17 protein-coding genes are annotated in these 16668 nt (G+C 65.7%); 4 read left to right on the plus strand and 13 right to left on the minus strand.

Going from position 1 to position 16668, the window contains the following annotated elements; all coding sequences use genetic code 11:
• Positions 1-35 precede the first annotated feature (35 nt).
• Positions 36-392, plus strand: coding sequence for a hypothetical protein (locus tag AC1DN0_RS26445; protein WP_477111065.1), 357 nt, complete (start codon positions 36-38; stop codon positions 390-392).
• On the opposite strand, the gene AC1DN0_RS26450 is transcribed toward AC1DN0_RS26445, so the two are convergent.
• Positions 365-1297: a ferritin-like domain-containing protein gene (locus tag AC1DN0_RS26450; RefSeq protein WP_477146128.1), complete on the minus strand. Its 933-nt coding sequence runs from the start codon at positions 1295-1297 to the stop codon at positions 365-367. The two genes, AC1DN0_RS26445 and AC1DN0_RS26450, sit on opposite strands and share 28 nt — an antisense overlap.
• A 127-nt stretch (positions 1298-1424) precedes the next feature.
• Between AC1DN0_RS26450 and AC1DN0_RS26455 the strand changes: the two genes are divergently transcribed.
• The 3 genes from AC1DN0_RS26455 (at position 1425) to AC1DN0_RS26465 (ending at position 3556) form a co-directional block, all read left to right on the plus strand.
• A complete protein-coding gene (locus AC1DN0_RS26455) occupies positions 1425-1949 on the plus strand; it encodes a gamma carbonic anhydrase family protein (RefSeq protein ID WP_006160208.1) in 525 nt (174 codons plus the stop codon).
• Positions 1950-1988: 39 nt separating this feature from the next.
• On the plus strand, positions 1989-3017 hold the full coding sequence (gene hslO / locus AC1DN0_RS26460; protein ID WP_441630045.1) for an Hsp33 family molecular chaperone HslO: 1029 nt from the start codon (positions 1989-1991) through the stop codon (positions 3015-3017).
• 107 nt (positions 3018-3124) lie between these two features.
• Entirely contained in the window at positions 3125-3556 is a 432-nt protein-coding gene (locus AC1DN0_RS26465) for a hypothetical protein (RefSeq protein ID WP_441630043.1), read from the plus strand.
• A 65-nt stretch (positions 3557-3621) separates the two neighbouring features.
• Here AC1DN0_RS26465 and ftsB read toward each other — a convergent pair whose 3' ends face one another.
• The 12 genes from ftsB to edd form a co-directional block, all read right to left on the minus strand.
• Positions 3622-3960: a cell division protein FtsB gene (gene ftsB, locus AC1DN0_RS26470; RefSeq protein WP_035859184.1), complete on the minus strand. Its 339-nt coding sequence runs from the start codon at positions 3958-3960 to the stop codon at positions 3622-3624.
• 68 nt (positions 3961-4028) lie between these two features.
• Positions 4029-5318 (minus strand): phosphopyruvate hydratase, encoded by a 1290-nt coding sequence (eno, locus tag AC1DN0_RS26475; protein WP_477146129.1) that lies wholly within the window; start codon positions 5316-5318, stop codon positions 4029-4031.
• An 88-nt stretch (positions 5319-5406) separates the two neighbouring features.
• Positions 5407-5697 (minus strand): DUF1330 domain-containing protein, encoded by a 291-nt coding sequence (locus AC1DN0_RS26480; RefSeq protein ID WP_477111067.1) that lies wholly within the window; start codon positions 5695-5697, stop codon positions 5407-5409.
• 90 nt (positions 5698-5787) lie between these two features.
• Positions 5788-6660, minus strand: coding sequence for a 3-deoxy-8-phosphooctulonate synthase (gene kdsA / locus AC1DN0_RS26485; protein ID WP_441630039.1), 873 nt, complete (start codon positions 6658-6660; stop codon positions 5788-5790).
• 29 nt (positions 6661-6689) lie between these two features.
• Positions 6690-8342, minus strand: coding sequence for a CTP synthase (locus tag AC1DN0_RS26490; RefSeq protein ID WP_477146130.1), 1653 nt, complete (start codon positions 8340-8342; stop codon positions 6690-6692).
• Between the two features lie 150 nt (positions 8343-8492).
• Complete coding sequence (locus tag AC1DN0_RS26495) at positions 8493-9314, minus strand: alpha/beta fold hydrolase (protein ID WP_447435343.1); 822 nt, start codon at positions 9312-9314, stop codon at positions 8493-8495.
• 15 nt (positions 9315-9329) lie between these two features.
• On the minus strand, positions 9330-10151 hold the full coding sequence (locus AC1DN0_RS26500; protein ID WP_200876673.1) for a proteasome-type protease: 822 nt from the start codon (positions 10149-10151) through the stop codon (positions 9330-9332).
• Between the two features lie 130 nt (positions 10152-10281).
• On the minus strand, positions 10282-11106 hold the full coding sequence (locus AC1DN0_RS26505) for a transglutaminase family protein (RefSeq protein ID WP_441630034.1): 825 nt from the start codon (positions 11104-11106) through the stop codon (positions 10282-10284).
• A gap of 39 nt (positions 11107-11145) precedes the next feature.
• Positions 11146-12099, minus strand: coding sequence for an alpha-E domain-containing protein (locus AC1DN0_RS26510; protein ID WP_441630032.1), 954 nt, complete (start codon positions 12097-12099; stop codon positions 11146-11148).
• Positions 12100-12193: 94 nt separating this feature from the next.
• Entirely contained in the window at positions 12194-13666 is a 1473-nt protein-coding gene (locus AC1DN0_RS26515) for a circularly permuted type 2 ATP-grasp protein (protein WP_441630030.1), read from the minus strand.
• Positions 13667-13962: 296 nt separating this feature from the next.
• Positions 13963-14472: a gluconokinase gene (locus AC1DN0_RS26520; protein ID WP_035859211.1), complete on the minus strand. Its 510-nt coding sequence runs from the start codon at positions 14470-14472 to the stop codon at positions 13963-13965.
• A 189-nt stretch (positions 14473-14661) separates the two neighbouring features.
• Positions 14662-16548, minus strand: coding sequence for a phosphogluconate dehydratase (edd, locus tag AC1DN0_RS26525; protein WP_441630028.1), 1887 nt, complete (start codon positions 16546-16548; stop codon positions 14662-14664).
• Between the last annotated feature and the right edge of the window lie 120 nt (positions 16549-16668).

A 16668-nucleotide genomic window follows, 5' to 3' on the forward strand; every position in this document is an offset into this window, starting at 1 on the left:
ATGTGCTTCAACTTAATGACGAACTGGAGATCACAATGAGCACGCTTGCAAGCACCGGCCGCGCCGCCTCCCACCGCTTCGCGCATCGGCTGCCGTTGGCCCTGGCGAGTGCTTTGCTTTCGGCATCCGCGTGGGGCGCGGATGGTGTGATCCACTTCCGGGGGGCCATCGTTGCGCCCCCCTGCAATACGCAACTCGGCACGAGCGGGACCGCATCGGTAAATTGCCCGGCAAACGGCGCCCATTCCGCGGAGTCTGCCTCCCTGCCGCTGCTGCCTGGCCGGGTAGTCCAGCTGACGACCGCGCGCGCCTTTACCGTGCCCGTGCAATTCACGACAGGCCCCGATAGCGGCATCAAGCAGGGCTATGTCGTGGTGACGGAATACAACTGACTGGCCTGTCCTTCCAGCCACGCCAGCTCATCTTCGTCGAAACCCGCCGCGCGGCGCGCTGCCAGGTTGAAGGGCGGCCGCAGGCGCGGTGCCTGGTACCGTGCGGCCAGTTCGGCGTAGGTGGTGACGGGGTCCATGCCACGGGAGGCACATAGCCATCGGTACCAGCGGTTGCCGATGGCTACGTGGCCCACCTCGTCGCGCAGGATGATGTCGATGATTGCGGCGGCCTCGTGATCGCCCGCGGCTGCGAGCTTGGYCCGCACCGGCGGCGAGGCATCCAGGCCGCGCGCCTCCAGCGTGCGCGGCACCAGCGCCATGCGCGCCAGCACATCGCCGGCGGTCTTGTCCGCCATCTCCCAAAGACTGTTGTGCGCCGGAAAATCGCCGTAATGCGCACCCAGCGTGGCCAGGTGCTGCGCCAGCAGGCTGAAATGCAGCGCCTCTTCGTCGGCCACTCGTAGCCAGTCCAGGTAAAAGGCTACCGGCATCAGATCGAATCGCCAGATGGCATCCAGCGCCAGGTTGATGGCGTTGAACTCGATATGTGCAAGCGCGTGGATCAGCGCCGCGCGCCCGGCGGGCGTATGGATGGACCGCCGCCGCTCGACCCGCTGCGGCGCCACCAGTTCGGGCAGCGGCGGCCGGCCGGGCAGCGGCAGTTCGGCCGAGATCGCCTCGCCGATGCCCAGGGCCTCCGGCGCCATGGCTTCGCCCGCAAGCCGCATCCGGCGTGTGGCCGCGGCCTTCTCGTGCGCATCGCTCAAACAGAGGATGGCAAGCGCCTGGCGGCGCAAGGACGGCACCGCCACGCCGGACAAAGAGCCAGGTGCGGCAAGCGGCATGCCGCCGCGATCGGGGTCAGGGGCGCCAGGAGAGGCGGCATCGGGAAGGTTTGCTGGCATAAGCGTAAAATCCGGTTTGCCGCCATTGTAGGGCCCGGCGGGTGGCGCTCCATGCCAGGCCGCCCGCGACCCTTTAAAGCCTGGCGGCAAACCCCATATACCCATACGAACTTGTGCAGGAGACCTCATGGCGCTTTACCAGCTCGGCGACGTTGCCCCCACCATCGATCCGGATGCCTATGTGGCGCCGGAGGCCACCATCATCGGCAACGTGACGCTCAAGGCGCGCGCCAGCGTCTGGCCAGGCGTGGTGATCCGGGGCGACAACGAACCGATCGTGGTGGGCGAGTCCAGCAATGTGCAGGAAGGCACCGTGCTCCACACCGACCCCGGCTGCCCGCTGACCATCGGCGACAAGGTATCGATCGGCCACCAGGCCATGCTGCATGGCTGCACGGTGGGCGAAGGCTCGCTGATCGGCATCCAGGCGGTGATCCTGAACCGTGCAGTGATCGGCAAGGAGTGCCTGGTCGGCGCCGGGGCCGTGGTCACCGAAGGCAAGGTATTCCCGGATCGTTCGCTGATCCTGGGCGCGCCGGCCAAGGTGGTGCGCGAACTCACCGAGCAGGATGTGGCCAACCTGTACCGCAATGCCGAGACCTACGCCACGCGCCAGGCCATGTACAAGACGCAACTCAAACGCATCGACTAAGGCGCCGCGACGCCCGCACCGATTTACCGACGGATCATCGTGACTGACACCACCACCCCCGACACCCTGCAGAAATTCCTGTTCGACGCGGCCCCCGTTCGCGGCGAACTGGTGCGCATGCAGACCACCTGGCAGGAAGTACTGCGCCGCAATCATTACCCGGCGCCGGTGCGCCGCCTGCTGGGTGAAATGATGTCCGCCGCCGCCCTGCTTTCGGCCAACCTGAAGTTCAACGGCGCGCTGGTGATGCAAGTGCACGGCGACGGCCCGGTGCGCATGCTGGTGGTGGAATGCCTGTCCGACCTGTCGATGCGGGCGACCGCCAAGCTAGCCGAAGGCGTAGCGCTGGCCGACGATGCCACGCTGGCGGACCTCGTCAACATCAACGGCCGCGGCCGCTTCGCCATCACGCTGGACCCGCAGGACAAGCTACCCGGACAGCAGCCGTACCAGAGCATCGTGCCGCTGGCCGATGCACACGGCCCGATGGCGTCGATGACTGCCGTGCTCGAACACTATATGCAAGCGTCCGAGCAGCTCGACACCCGGCTGTGGCTGGCCGCCGACGACAAAGTTGCCGCCGGCATGCTGCTGCAGAAGCTGCCGTCCTACGGTGGCACGCTGGAAGGCCATGCCGGGCGCGCGCCCGCCGAAGTCGGCGAAACCGGCGTGCCGCTGGCGGACACCGGCCGCGCGCAGGACCTGGACACCTGGGACCGCGCCTGCCAGCTCGGCGCCACGCTGAAGGACGAAGAACTCCTGGCCGAAACGCCCGATACTCTGCTGCGCCGCCTCTTCTGGGAAGACCTGCAAGCCACCGGTCTGCGCGTATTCGAGCCGCTCACGCCGCACTTCCAGTGCTCGTGCTCGCGTGCCAAGGTGGCTGGCATGCTGCAAAACCTGGGCCGCGTGGAAATCGAGGACATCCTGGTCGAACGCGGCGAAGTGGAGATCCAGTGCGATTTCTGCGGCCAGCAATATCACTTCGATCCGGTTGACTGCGCGCAACTGTTTGCGCCGGCCCCCGTCGCTACCGGCGCCGGTGACGGTGCGGCGCAGCAACACTAAGCTGCAACGCGGTAAGGCGGAGCGGCTCGGAAGGAACCCCACGAGGAACCTTTACGCCCTCCGCCGCGGTCCAAGCATCAGCGACCTACCAGAGTCAGGGAGTCACCATGTCCGCTTTGCCTTCAACCCCGTCCGCCGTCGCCGCAGCGTGCAAAGCGTCACGCCTGGTCCGCGCGCAGGGCACGATCGGCGTCTTGCTGCTCGGCGCAGTGCTGGCCTGCGGCGGCTGCGCGGAGTTGCCGCGCGACATCAACGGCTCGCCGCCGACCGCGCGCCTGGTGCCCAACGGTGTTCCGCCGGCGCCCCTCACCCCTGAAGAAAGGCAGAAGCTCGACGCCCTGAACCAACAGGTGCTGCGCGAGCAGGAAGCCGCCATCGCGCGCCAGCAAGAGGCCGAGGCCATGGCGCAGGCTGCAGCCTATGCCTATCCAAGCTGGAACCTGTATTACGGAGGGTGGGGCGGTGGCCACTGGGGCGGCGGAGTCGGCTTCAGCAGCCCCGGCTACCGGGGCTGGGGCGGCTATCCGTATTGGTGGTGAGTTTGCCGGGCGACGCTTGAGGTGCGGCAGGTCAATAGACTCTGCCCAGGAACTGGCGCCAGTCGTCAGTGGCGGTTGAACGCCGGGGAATTCGGCGGAGGCGGCAGCGGCGGCGTGGCGCTGACCTTGGGCGCGGGCGCCACGAACTGCACGAACACCTCGCCATCCTTGACCATGCCCAACTCATAGCGGGCACGTTCCTCGATGGCGCCTGTGCCATCCTCCAGGTCCTTCACTTCCCCTTCCAGCTTGGCATTGCGCAACTTGAGCAACTGGTTGCGCGCCGATTGTTCCTGCACCTGCTTGTCCATGTCCCACACACGCAGCCAACCGCCCTTGCCCAGCCATAAGGGATACTGGATGGCGAGCAACAGCACGAACAACAGCAACGAGATCAGGCGCATGGGTTCTGGCGCTTAAGCGGAAAAGGAAGTTGCGTCAGCGCCGGCCGCGGCCGGCGCATGACACGCGCTTAGCGCAGATTGTAGAACGCGCTCTTGCCCGGGTAGCTGGCGATATCGCCGAGATCTTCCTCGATGCGCAGCAGCTGGTTGTACTTCGAGATACGGTCCGAGCGCGACAGCGAGCCGGTCTTGATCTGGCCGGCGTTGGTGCCCACCGCGATATCGGCGATGGTGCTGTCCTCGGTTTCGCCCGAGCGGTGCGAGATCACGGCGGTGTAGCCGGCGCGCTTGGCCATCTCGATGGCGGCGAAGGTCTCGGTCAGTGTGCCGATCTGGTTGATCTTGATCAGGATCGAGTTGCCGATGCCCTTTTCAATGCCTTCCTTCAGGATCTTGGTATTGGTCACGAACAGGTCGTCGCCSACCAGCTGSACSYKCTTGCCCAGSKTGTCGGTCAGCASCTTCCAGCCGTCSMAGTCGYCTTCGGCCATGCCGTCCTCGATCGACACGATCGGGAACTTGTCGCACAGGTTGGCCAGGTAGTCGGCGAACTGGGTCGAGGTCAGCTTCRGGCCCTCGCCTTCCAGGTGGTACTGGCCTTCGCCTTCGTGATAGAACTCGGTAGCCGCGCAGTCCAGCGCCAGCAGGACATCTTCGCCTGCACGGTAGCCGGCCTTCTCGATGGCCAGCACAACGGTGTTCAGGCACTCTTCGTTGGAAGCGAAGTTGGGGGCAAAGCCGCCCTCGTCGCCAACCGCCGTGGACATGCCCTTGTCGGACAGGATCTTCTTGAGCGCGTGGAACACTTCGGCGCCGCAACGCAGGGCTTCGCGGAAGCTCGTCTGCGACACCGGCATGATCATGAATTCCTGGATGTCCAGGCTGTTGTTGGCATGCGCGCCACCGTTGACGATGTTCATCATCGGCACCGGCATTTGCATCGCGCCCGAACCGCCGAAGTAGCGGTACAGCGGCAGGCCGGCTTCTTCAGCGGCGGCCTTGGCCACGGCCATCGATACGGCCAGCGTGGCGTTGGCGCCCAGGCGAGCCTTGTTGTCGGTGCCGTCGAGGTCGATCAGGGTACGGTCCAGGAAAGCCTGCTCGGAGGCATCCAGGCCCATGATGGCTTCGGAGATTTCGGTGTTGATATGCTCGACAGCCTTCAGCACGCCCTTGCCGAGATAGCGCGACTTGTCGCCGTCACGCAGCTCGATGGCTTCGCGCGAACCGGTGGATGCGCCCGACGGCACTGCCGCGCGGCCCATCACGCCGGATTCGAGCAGGACGTCGCACTCGACCGTCGGGTTACCGCGCGAGTCGAGAACTTCGCGACCGATGATATCTACGATTGCACTCATGGATTCCTCTTGGACTGTTGATGCTTGATGACTTCGTACTACACGGGCGCCATGCCCTGGACTACCGCTGACGGGCGCTGATTAATGCCTAAACGCCTTCTACCACGATCATGTTCATGCGCGCGGCATGCTCGCGCGACTTGCGCGCGGCGCGATATGCCTCGCTGTCGTGGAACGACTTTGCCGCGTCATAGCTGGGAAACTTCAGCACGACCACGCGCGTCGGGGCCCAGTCGCCCTCCAGCTTCTCGGTCTTGCCGCCACGCACCAGCACCTCGGCGCCATGCACCTTCATGGCATGGCTGGAGAGCACCTTGTACTCTTCATACTGCTGGGGATCGGTGACATCGACGTGGGCAATGATATAGCCGCTGGCCATGGCGTATCTCCGTGTGATTTTATGGTGTTGATTCTACTTGGCTGATCATGGCCGCCTGATGACGGCCATGTCGGCAACGGCGCTGCGCGCTCAGGCGCAGGCCGCGGGCCAGCCGAAATTGTCTTCGAGGAAGCCCGAGCGCTTGACCAGCGTATCGAGTTCCTTGAGCACGGACAGCAGCTCCTTCATGCGCGACAGCGGCACGGCATTGGGGCCGTCCGACATGGCCTTGCTCGGGTCCGGATGCGTTTCCATGAACAGGCCCGCCACGCCCACCGCCACGGCAGCGCGCGCCAGCACCGGCACGAATTCGCGCTGGCCGCCGGAGCTGGTGCCCTGGCCGCCCGGCAGCTGCACCGAGTGCGTGGCATCGAACACCACCGGCGCGCCGGTCTCGCGCATGATCGCGAGCGAGCGCATATCGGAGACCAGGTTGTTGTAGCCGAAGGAAACGCCGCGCTCGCAAGCCATGAAGCTGTCTTCCGGCAGCCCTGCCTCGCGCGCGGCGTCGCGCGCCTTGTCGATGACGTTCTTCATGTCATGCGGCGCGAGGAACTGTCCCTTCTTGATATTGACGGGACGGCCGCTCTGCGCGCACGCGCGGATGAAGTCGGTCTGACGGCACAGGAAGGCCGGCGTCTGCAGTACATCGACCACCGCCGCCACCGGCTTGACCTCGTCGATCTCGTGGATATCGGTCAGCACCGGCACACCGATCTCGCGCTTGACCGTGGCGAGGATCTCCAGCCCTTTCTCCATGCCCAGCCCGCGGAAGGTCCTGCCCGACGAGCGGTTGGCCTTGTCGAACGAGGACTTGTAGATAAACGGGATGCCGAGCTCGCCGGTGATCGCCTTGAGCTCGCCGGCGGTATCCAGCGCCATCTGCTCGGACTCGATCACGCACGGACCGGCGATCAGGAAGAAGGGCCGGTCCAGGCCAACGTCAAATCCACAGAGTTTCATCACTAGTCTCCTGCTTGCGGTGCCGGGGCTCAGCCCGCCTTGCTCTGCTGGCTGGCCAGCGCCGCTTCCACGTAGGCCTTGAACAGCGGATGGCCATCGCGCGGGGTGGAGGTGAATTCCGGGTGGAACTGCACGCCCACGAACCACGGGTGCATGCTTTCCGGCAGTTCCATCATCTCGGGCAGGTCTTCGGTCGGGGTGCGAGCCGAAATCACCATGCCCGCCTTTTCCAGCGTCGGCACATAGTGATTGTTGACCTCGTAGCGATGGCGATGGCGCTCGTTGACTTCTTCGCCGTAGATCCTGGCTGCCTTGGTGCCCGGCTTGACCGGTACGCGCTGCGCGCCCAGGCGCATGGTGCCTCCCAGGTCGGACTCGGCGGAGCGCTCCTCCACCTTGCCTTCACGGTCGACCCATTCGGTGATCAGTGCCACCACCGGATGTTCGGTTYCCAGGTTGAACTCGGTCGAATTGGCATCGGCCATCGCCGCCACATGGCGGGCGAATTCGATCACGGCCAGCTGCATGCCCAGGCAGATGCCCAGGTACGGCACCTTGTTCTCACGGGCGTACTGGATCGCGCGGATCTTGCCTTCCGTGCCGCGCTTGCCGAAACCGCCCGGCACCAGGATGGCGTCCAGCGGCTTGAGCACTTCGAGGTGGCCCGATTCCAGCTCTTCCGAATCGATGTACTCGATGTTCACGCGGGTGGCGGTATGCATGCCGGCGTGGCGCAGCGCTTCGATCAGCGACTTGTACGACTCGGTCAGGTCGACGTACTTGCCAACCATGCCGATGGTGATCTCATGCTGCGGATTTTCCTGGGCATTGACCAGGCGTTGCCACATGGAGAGATCTGCCGGCTTCGGGTCGATACGCAGTTCCTCGCAGATCAGGCGGTCGAGGCCCTGCTCGTTGAGCATCTGCGGGATCTTGTAGATGCTGTCCGCGTCCCAGACCGAGATCACGGCTTCCTGCGGGATATTGGAGAACAGCGAAATCTTGGCGCGCTCTTCGTCCGGGATCGGGCGGTCCGCGCGGCACAGCAGCGCGGTCGGCGAGATGCCGATTTCACGCAGCTTCTGCACCGAGTGCTGGGTCGGCTTGGTCTTCAGCTCGCCGGCGCTGGCGATGAACGGCACCAGCGTCAGGTGCACGAAGGCAGCGTGGTTGCGGCCCATGCGCAGGCTCATCTGGCGCGCGGCTTCCAGGAACGGCAGCGATTCGATATCGCCCACCGTGCCGCCGATTTCCACCAGCGCGACGTCCGCCTTGCCACCGTGCGACGCAGCCGCGCCGCGCTCGATGAAGGCCTGGATTTCGTTGGTGATATGCGGGATTACCTGCACCGTCTTGCCGAGGTACTCGCCGCGGCGTTCCTTGCGGATCACCGACTCGTAGATCTGGCCCGTGGTGAAGTTGTTCGACTTGCGCATCTTGGCCGAGACGAAGCGCTCGTAGTGGCCGAGATCGAGGTCGGTTTCAGCACCGTCTTCCGTGACGAACACCTCGCCATGCTGGAAGGGGCTCATCGTGCCGGGATCGACGTTGATGTAGGGATCTAGCTTGAGGAGGGTGACTTTGAGGCCGCGCGACTCAAGAATGGCCGCGAGCGAAGCAGCAGCGATGCCCTTGCCGAGCGAAGAGACGACACCACCGGTGACGAAGACGAATTTGGTCATAAACCGAGCTTGCCGGGGAAATCGGGATTATACATGAGAGCCTGGCTGCTGCAGCGCCGCATTTGCGACAAGTCGCCTTGCCCGGCAACCGCTGAGACGCATTCGCCGCTTCGCACCCCGGCCCTCGCTGCTGCCCCTGCCTGACCCCGGCTACGGACGCGCGGCCGCGGGCGAATTGCCCCGCATTTCGCCGACGAGATCGCGGATCAATCCGGCCGTCTGGCCGGGCCGCTCCATCGGATAAAGATGCCCGCCCTCGATAAAGCGCAGGCGCTCTCCCACCAGCTTGCGCGTGGCGCCGAGCCCGCACTGCCGCACTTCGCGCGACTGCGTGCCGGCGACAAAGCCGACCGGCACCGGCGCGCCGCGCGCAACGCGCGAGCCCAGGCTGGTGGGCAGGGTGCGGTAGATCTGGTACTCGATCTCACGCTCGAAACGCAGGCGGCGCTCGGCGTCGTTGCCGGTCGGCTCGGTGCCATGCATGGCGTAGTCGCGCAGCACCTCCTCATCCCAGGCCGCGAATACCGGCTTGGAACGGAAATGTTCCCAGACCGCCTCGGCATCCGGCCAGTGGGTGCGGCGCCGCCGCGTCACCGCCGCAGGGCCGGGCCGTTCGTCCAGGCCGAAGCGCTGGCCGGCCTTTAGCAAGGCGGCACGCCAGCCGGCGATCACGGGCGAATCGAGCATCACCACGCCGCGCACCCATTGCGGGCGCCGCAGCGCGGCCATCAGCGACAGGAAGCCACCGAGCGAATGCCCCACCAGCCACACCGGCTCGCGGTACTTCTGCTCCACGGAAGCCAGCAACTCATCGACGAGGTGCGGCCACTCTCGCGTGACCGGGAACTTCGGGTCATGGCCGTATCGGTCCACGGCGCGGATCTCGAAATCGTCTTCCAGCGTTGCGAACAGCTTGCGGTAGGTGCTGACGGGAAAGCCGTTGGCATGCGAAAAATGCAGGATGTCACGCATCTGGGATATCCGCCCTCAGTCCTGGGTGCCGGCGCGTTCGCGCGTGGCGCGCACCGGCTGCCCCCAGCGGTCGCCTTCGCCCTGGCGCGCCAGCGGAAACTCCGCCGGGGCGCAGGCATCCCATTCCGGATCGTTGATCTCGCCGAAGACCTGGCGCAGGCGATGCCCCCAGGTATCGCGGATCATGCGGAAGTAGGCGTTCTTCTCGTCGATATTGACGAAGCGGGTCACGCGCAGCGAATCGGCCTCGTAGACCAGCAGGTCCAGGGGCAGGCCCACCGAGATATTGGATTTCAGGGTGGAGTCCATCGAGATCAGCGCGCATTTGGCGGCTTGGCCAAGCGGCAGCGTGGGTTCCACCACGCGATCGATGATGGGCTTGCCGTACTTGGCCTCGCCGATCTGGAAATAGCAGTTCTCGGGCGTGGCTTCGACAAAATTCCCCGCCGCGTACACATGGAACAGGCGCACCCGCTCGCCACGGATCTGCCCGCCGAAGATCAGACTCACATTGAACTCGATGCCAGCCTCGCGCAGGGCGTGGGCATCGTGCTTGTGCACCTGGCGCACCGCGTCGCCAACGATGGCGGCCGCCTCGAACATATCGCGCGCGGTCCACAGGGAGCGCTTCTCGTCGCGGCCTTCTGCGAGTATCTGGCGCACCGCCTGGCTGATCGCCAGGTTGCCCGCCGTCAGCAGCACCATCACGCGGTCGCCCGGCTCCTCGAACACAGTCATCTTGCGCGCGGTCGAAATCGCGTCGACCCCGGCATTGGTGCGGGAATCGGAGAGGAACACCAGACCGGCATCCAGCCGCATGGCTACACAGTACGTCATGATCTCGTCTTGTTATGGTGCACGGCCCCGCCCGGCGCACTGCCCGGAGCCAGGCCGCATTCTAGCGCCGCCCCTGCGCGGCTGGAACACCGTATCACGCCCATTCCTGGTGCGCTTCGCACCACCTCGCTCACTGCAGCGGTGCAATGGCAATCTCGACCGCCAACTGCTCGCCGCTGCCGCCCTCGCGAATGCCTCTCACCGGCGCGGCCATGCGGTAATCACGCCCGACCGCAAGCCGGACATGACGCGTGTCGCTCAGGCAAGCGTGCGTCACGTCGATACTGCACCACAGCTCCCTGTCCACGTCCACACAGACATCGGCCCAGGCATGGCTGGCCAACTCGGAGGCCGCCGGGTCGTAGAAATAGCCGCTGACGTAGCGCGCCGGAATACCGAGGGCGCGGCAACATGCCACCATCACTTGCGCTTGATCCTGGCAAACCCCGCTGCCCAGCCCGAAGGCCTCGCTGGCTGACGTGCCCACATCCGTGCTGTCTGCCTTGTACCGCACCCGCTCGGCTATGCCACCGGCCAGAGCCAGCAGGGCCGGCACCTCGTGCCCCGCCGCCAGGTAGGGCGAGGCAAAACGTAACATTTCCGGATGCGCGGCGGTCAGCGGCGTGCTGCCCAGGTAGTAAAGCGGCGAGACACGCGCCTCGCCCGCCGGCGGCGCATCGCAGAAAAGCGGCACTTCTCCGCCGGCGGGCGGCGTCACTTCCACCACGCCGCCTGCCTCGATCACCAGCGTATGCGCAGGGCCCGCCACGGTAAAGCTGTGAACGATATTGCCAAAGCCGTCGCGGGCCTCGGACAGGTTGCCCGGCACCGATAGCTGCCAGCCTTGCACGGCCTGCAACGGGCCCGAACGCGGCGCGAGCCGCAGTTCGTGCACGCTGCGCCGGACCGGCTCGGCGTAACGGTAAACCGTCTTGTGATGAATCTTGTATTTCACGATATGGCGAGGCCGGCACAACCTCCCACGTGAAGTGGCTCAGGCAGCCAGCAGCGGCACGAGAAAATCCCGGCTGATGCCGTTGCCGAGGTCGCCGATGCGCTCCAGGAAACTGGTCAGGTAAGCATGCAGCCCGACGGCGAAGATGTCGTCGATGCGCGCGTATTTCAAATCGGCGTGGAGTTTACCAGCCTGCCGCTCGGTCTCCGAAGAATGCTGGTTCCCGACCAGCGACAGGATCGCCACCACCTCGTCCATGCTCGACACCAGCGAACGCGGCATGTCCGGGCGCAGGATCAGCAGCTCGGCCACGCGCTCGGGCGTGATCACCGTGCGGTAGATCTTGCGGTAGACCTCGAAGCCGGACACCGAGCGCAGTACCGCCGCCCAATGATAGAAATCGTTGGCGTCGCGATTGGGATCGCTGTCGTCCAGCGTGCCGGCCTGGAATTTCACATCGAGGATCCGCGCGGTATTGTCGGCGCGCTCCAGGAASGTRCCSAGCCGCATGAARTGGAAAGCATCGTCCTTGAGCATGGTGCCGAACTGCACGCCACGSGCCAGRTGSGAGCGGAACTTGACCCAYTCGAAGAATTGCGCGGGATCGTCGGACAGAATGCCGTCAGCGATCATGCGCTGCACGTCGAGCCAGGTGGTGTTGATGGTCTCCCACACCTCGGTGGTCAGCGAGCCGCGCACCGCGCGCGCATTCTCGCGCGCCGCGCGCAGGCAGCTCATGATCGACGAGACATTGGTCATGTCCCGCACCATGAAGTCGATCACATCGTCGCGCGTCAGCAGGCCGTACTTCTCGTCAAACACCGTGGTCAGCTCGGAGATATCGAGCATGGCCCACCAGCCCTGCTCCGCCACCTCGGCGGATTGCGGCAACAGCGACGTCTGGTAATTCACGTCGAGCATGCGCGCGGTATTCTCCGCGCGCTCGGTGTAGCGCGCCATCCAGAACAGATGGTCGGCAGTGCGGCTAAGCATGTCAGTCCCCTCGTACTGCACTGTTCGCCCGCGCGCCGCCGGCATCGAGGCGGCCGGCGCGGGAATCTCAAACAATCCTTGCGAGCGCCGCGCTTCAGCGCTCCAGCACCCAGGTGTCCTTGGTGCCCCCGCCCTGCGAGGAATTGACCACCAGCGAGCCTTCCCGCAGCGCCACGCGCGTCAATCCGCCGGGCACCATGCGCACGTCCTTGCCCGACAGCACGAATGGGCGCAGGTCGATGTGGCGCGGCGCGATGCCGGACTCGACGTAGGTCGGGCAGGTTGACAGCGCCAGCGTGGGTTGCGCGATGTACTGCTCCGGACGCGCGCGCACGACCTCGCGGAAGGTATCGATCTCGGCGCGGGTGGCGGCCGGGCCCACCAGCATGCCGTAGCCGCCGGCGCCGTGGGTTTCCTTCACCACCAGTTCGTCCATGTGATCGAGCACGTACTGCAGGTCGTCGGGACGGCGGCACATATAGGTCGGGACATTGTTCAGGATGGCTTCCTCGCCGAGGTAGAAGCGGATCATGTCCGGCACATAGGGATAGATCGATTTGTCGTCGGCCACGCCAGTGCCGATGGCATTGCAGATGGTGACGTTGCCGGCGCGATAGACCGACAGCAGTCCCGCCGCGCCCAGCGTGGAATCGGGCCGGAACACCAGCGGGTCGAGGAAGTCGTCGTCGACCCGGCGGTAGATCACGTCGATGCGCTGCGGGCCCTGCGTGGTACGCATGTAGAGATGATCGTCCTGCACGAACAGGTCGCTGCCCTCGACCAGCTCCACGCCCATCTGCTGGGCCAGGAAGGCGTGCTCGAAATAGGCGGAGTTGTACATGCCGGGCGTCAGTACCACCACGGTGGGATCGGCGATGTTCTGCGGCGAGACCCCGCGCAACATGTCGAGCAACAGGTCCGGATAGTGGGCCACCGGCGCCACGCGGTTGCGCGCGAACAGGTCGGGAAACAACCGCATCATCATCTTGCGGTTCTCCAGCATGTAGGAGACGCCGGAGGGCACGCGCAGGTTGTCTTCCAGCACGTAGAACTCGCCCTCGCCCGCGCGTACCACGTCGATGCCCGCAACGTGGGCATAGATATCGCGCGGCACGTCGATGCCGAGCATCTCGGGCCGGTACTGCGCGTTGTTGTAGATCTGGTCTGGGGGAATCACGCCGGCGCGGATGATGTCCTGGCCGTGATAGATATCGTGAATGAAGCGATTCAGCGCGGAGACCCGCTGGCGCAGCCCGCGCTCCAGCGTGGCCCACTCGCTGGCGGGAAAGATCCGGGGAATCACGTCGAACGGGATGGTGCGCTCGGTGCCGCTGTTGGACTCGTCCTTTTCGCCATACACGGCGAAAGTGATGCCCACACGCCGGAAGATCAGGTCCGCCTCCGCGCGCTTGTTGCCCATGGTGCCTTCGGACTGTCGCGCCAGCCAGTCCGCGAACTGCTTGTAATGCCCCCGCACGGCACCTGCCGGCAGGGACTCTCCCGCGTGGATCGCTGCCGCCACGCCATCTTGCCAATCGAGCATCTCGTCGAAAAACCGCGCCGCCATGATGGCCGTTCCCCCATGATTTGGGCGCCGCCCAAACTGCCGGCGATCCCGTTTTGATTGGCTTCTTGTTCCCGGCACAGCACCTTGAGGTCACCACCCGCAGCCCGGCGGCGCAGCCGCGGACCGTCGTCATGCTTCGAAGTGCTGTACCTATAGGATACCTATGACCACGAAAGCCGCAAGCGGCGGGCATTCGCGCCATCAAACATGGATTAAGCAAGATGTCTGCCAGCCCCTCCTCAATTCGCACCAAGACGGCGCCCGGGAACGGTCCGGGCGGGGGCAACCGCGCCGCGCTAACGCGCCACGGCCGTACCCTTGCATGCCGGCACTTCGGCCAGGATGTACTGCACCAGGGCTTCAGGGGTCTGGCGGATATCGAGTACCAGCGCGTCGCGCGGCTCCTCCAGCGTTTCGAACTGGCTCTGCAGCAGCGCCGGATTGAAGAAGTGCTCGCTGCGCTCGGCCAGGCGACCGCCGATGACCGCGGCGTCGCCCTTCATATAGACAAAGGTCACGCCGCCGTCGGGCGGCGTCAGCCGGTCGCGATAGGTCTGGCGCAACGCGGAACAGGTGAACACATGGGTGCGGCCTTCGGCGCGGGCCGCATCGATCGCCGCGCGCATGGCGGCCAGCCAGGGCCAGCGGTCTTCATCAGTCAGCGGGATGCCGTTGTGCATCTTCGCCTTGTTGGCGGCGCTGTGGAAATCATCGGCGTCGTGAAAGCCGCAATGCAGGGTCTCGGCCAGCATCTGGCCGACGGTGCTCTTTCCGCTGCCGGAAACGCCCATCAGGATGTAGATCATGTCTGCTCCAGCGATCGTGTTCGGATGGTTTGCCCATCCTTGTCGGTAGTCCCCGCGCCGGCCGCCGGCAGTGTCCGGAAGCATACGGCCATGAAGCCATGATAGGACCCGCATGGGCCGGCTCGGGGTCGTCCCCGCCAGCCGTTGGCTGCCGGGGACACAAATGACACAAATATCGGGGCGCGCCGCCTATTGTGCGACGGCCGCGCCGGTTTGGACAGCGCCGTGCGCGTCGGCTTCGGACAGGTCCAGCGCGCTGCCGCCCTCTTCTGCTATCCGCGCATTGCGGCGGAACAGGCCAAACAGGCCGCGGCCGACGCTGAAGCTGGCGAAAGCGTCGTCCGGCAGTACCGCCGAGGCGCGCGCCGCGAAGTCGGCGTCGCCGTCGGCGCCACCGAGCCATTCCAGGGTGCCAGCGACGGCATCCACGCGGAGGCGGTCGCCATCGCGCACTCGCGACAAGGGCCCCCCAGCAAGTGCCTCCGGACCCACATGAATGACAGCCGGCACCTTACCCGAAGCACCCGACATGCGCCCATCGGTCACCAGCGCCACCTTGTGGCCGGCATCCTGCAGCGCGCCCAGCACCGGCGTAAGGCGGTGCAGCTCGGGCATGCCGTTGGCGTTCGGCCCCTGGAAGCGCACCACCGCGACCACATCGCCAGCCAGCTCGCCGGCATCGAACGCGGCCTGCAAGCCTTCCTGGGAATCGAAGACGCGCGCCGGCGCCTCCACCACCCGATGCTCCGGCGCCACCGCCGACACCTTGATCATGCCGCGGCCAAGATTGCCCTGCAGCAAGCGCAGGCCGCCCTCGGCGGAGAACGGCTCGGCCGCGGTGGCCAGAACCGTCGCGTCACCGCTGGTAGCCGCACCGTCACGCCACTGCAGCACGCCGTCGATCATCACGGGTTCCTGCGTGTAGCGTGCCAGGCCGTGCCCGGCCACGGTTTCCACGTCCTCATGCAGCAGCCCMGCGTCGAGCAACTGGCGAATCACGTAGGCCACGCCGCCGGCGGCGTGGAAATGGTTCACGTCGGCGGCGCCGTTGGGATAGACCCGCGCCAGCAGCGGCGTGATGCGCGAGAGGCGGTCGAAGTCGTCCCAGTCGATGATGATGCCGGCCGCGCGCGCCATCGCCACGAGGTGGATGGTGTGGTTGGTCGAACCGCCGGTGGCCAGCAGGCCCACCACGGCATTGATCACGGCGCGTTCGTCAACGATGCGCGCCAGCGGGAGGTAGTCCGCACCCCGCGCCGTCAGGGCCAGCGCGCGTTGCGCGGCGGCGGCGGTGAGCGCATCGCGCAGACCGCTGTCAGGATGCACAAAGGCCGCGCCGGGCATATGCAGCCCCATGATCTCCATCAGGAACTGGTTGCTGTTGGCGGTGCCGTAGAAGGTGCAGGTGCCGGCCCCGTGATAGGCCTCGCACTCGGCTTCCAGCAAGGCTTCGCGGCCGACCTGGCCGGTGGCGTAGAGCTGGCGCACGCGCGCTTTTTCCTTGTTGGACAGGCCCGTCGACATCGGCCCGGCCGGCACGAACACCACCGGCAGGTGGCCGAACTGCAGCGCGCCCATCAGCAGGCCCGGCACGATCTTGTCGCACACGCCAAGCATCACGGCGGCATCGAAGGTGTTGTGCGACAGCGAGACCGCGGTCGCCATCGCGATGGCGTCGCGCGAGAACAGCGACAACTCCATGCCGGCATTGCCCTGCGTGATGCCGTCGCACATCGCCGGCACCCCGCCCGCCACCTGCGCCACCGCGCCAACGGCGCGCGCGGCCTCGCGGATCACGCCGGGGTAGCGCTCGTACGGCTGGTGGGCCGACAGCATGTCGTTATAGGCGGTGACGATGCCGAGATTGGCGGCATGCTCGACCCGCAGCTTGAGCTTGTCATGCACTGGCAACGCGGCCAGGCCATGCGCGAGGTTGGCACAGGACAGCCCGCGCAAGGGACCCAGCTCCTGCTGGGCGCGTTCGCAACGCGCCAGGTAGGCGGCACGGCTGCGCTGGCTGCGCGCGATCACGCGCGCGGTGACGGACTGTACTTCGGCGTGGAGGGCTTTTGACATGCGTGGGATTCCTGGTCGTGATGCCTGATCGTATCCGGGAGGACTGGGGAACGCGTTTGTTTGTAGATTTTCTACATTATATCGAAAGGCAATTTGAAAACACCATGCGCACGCATCACA

It is taken from the genome of Cupriavidus sp. 05N39 (genome assembly GCF_056397325.1).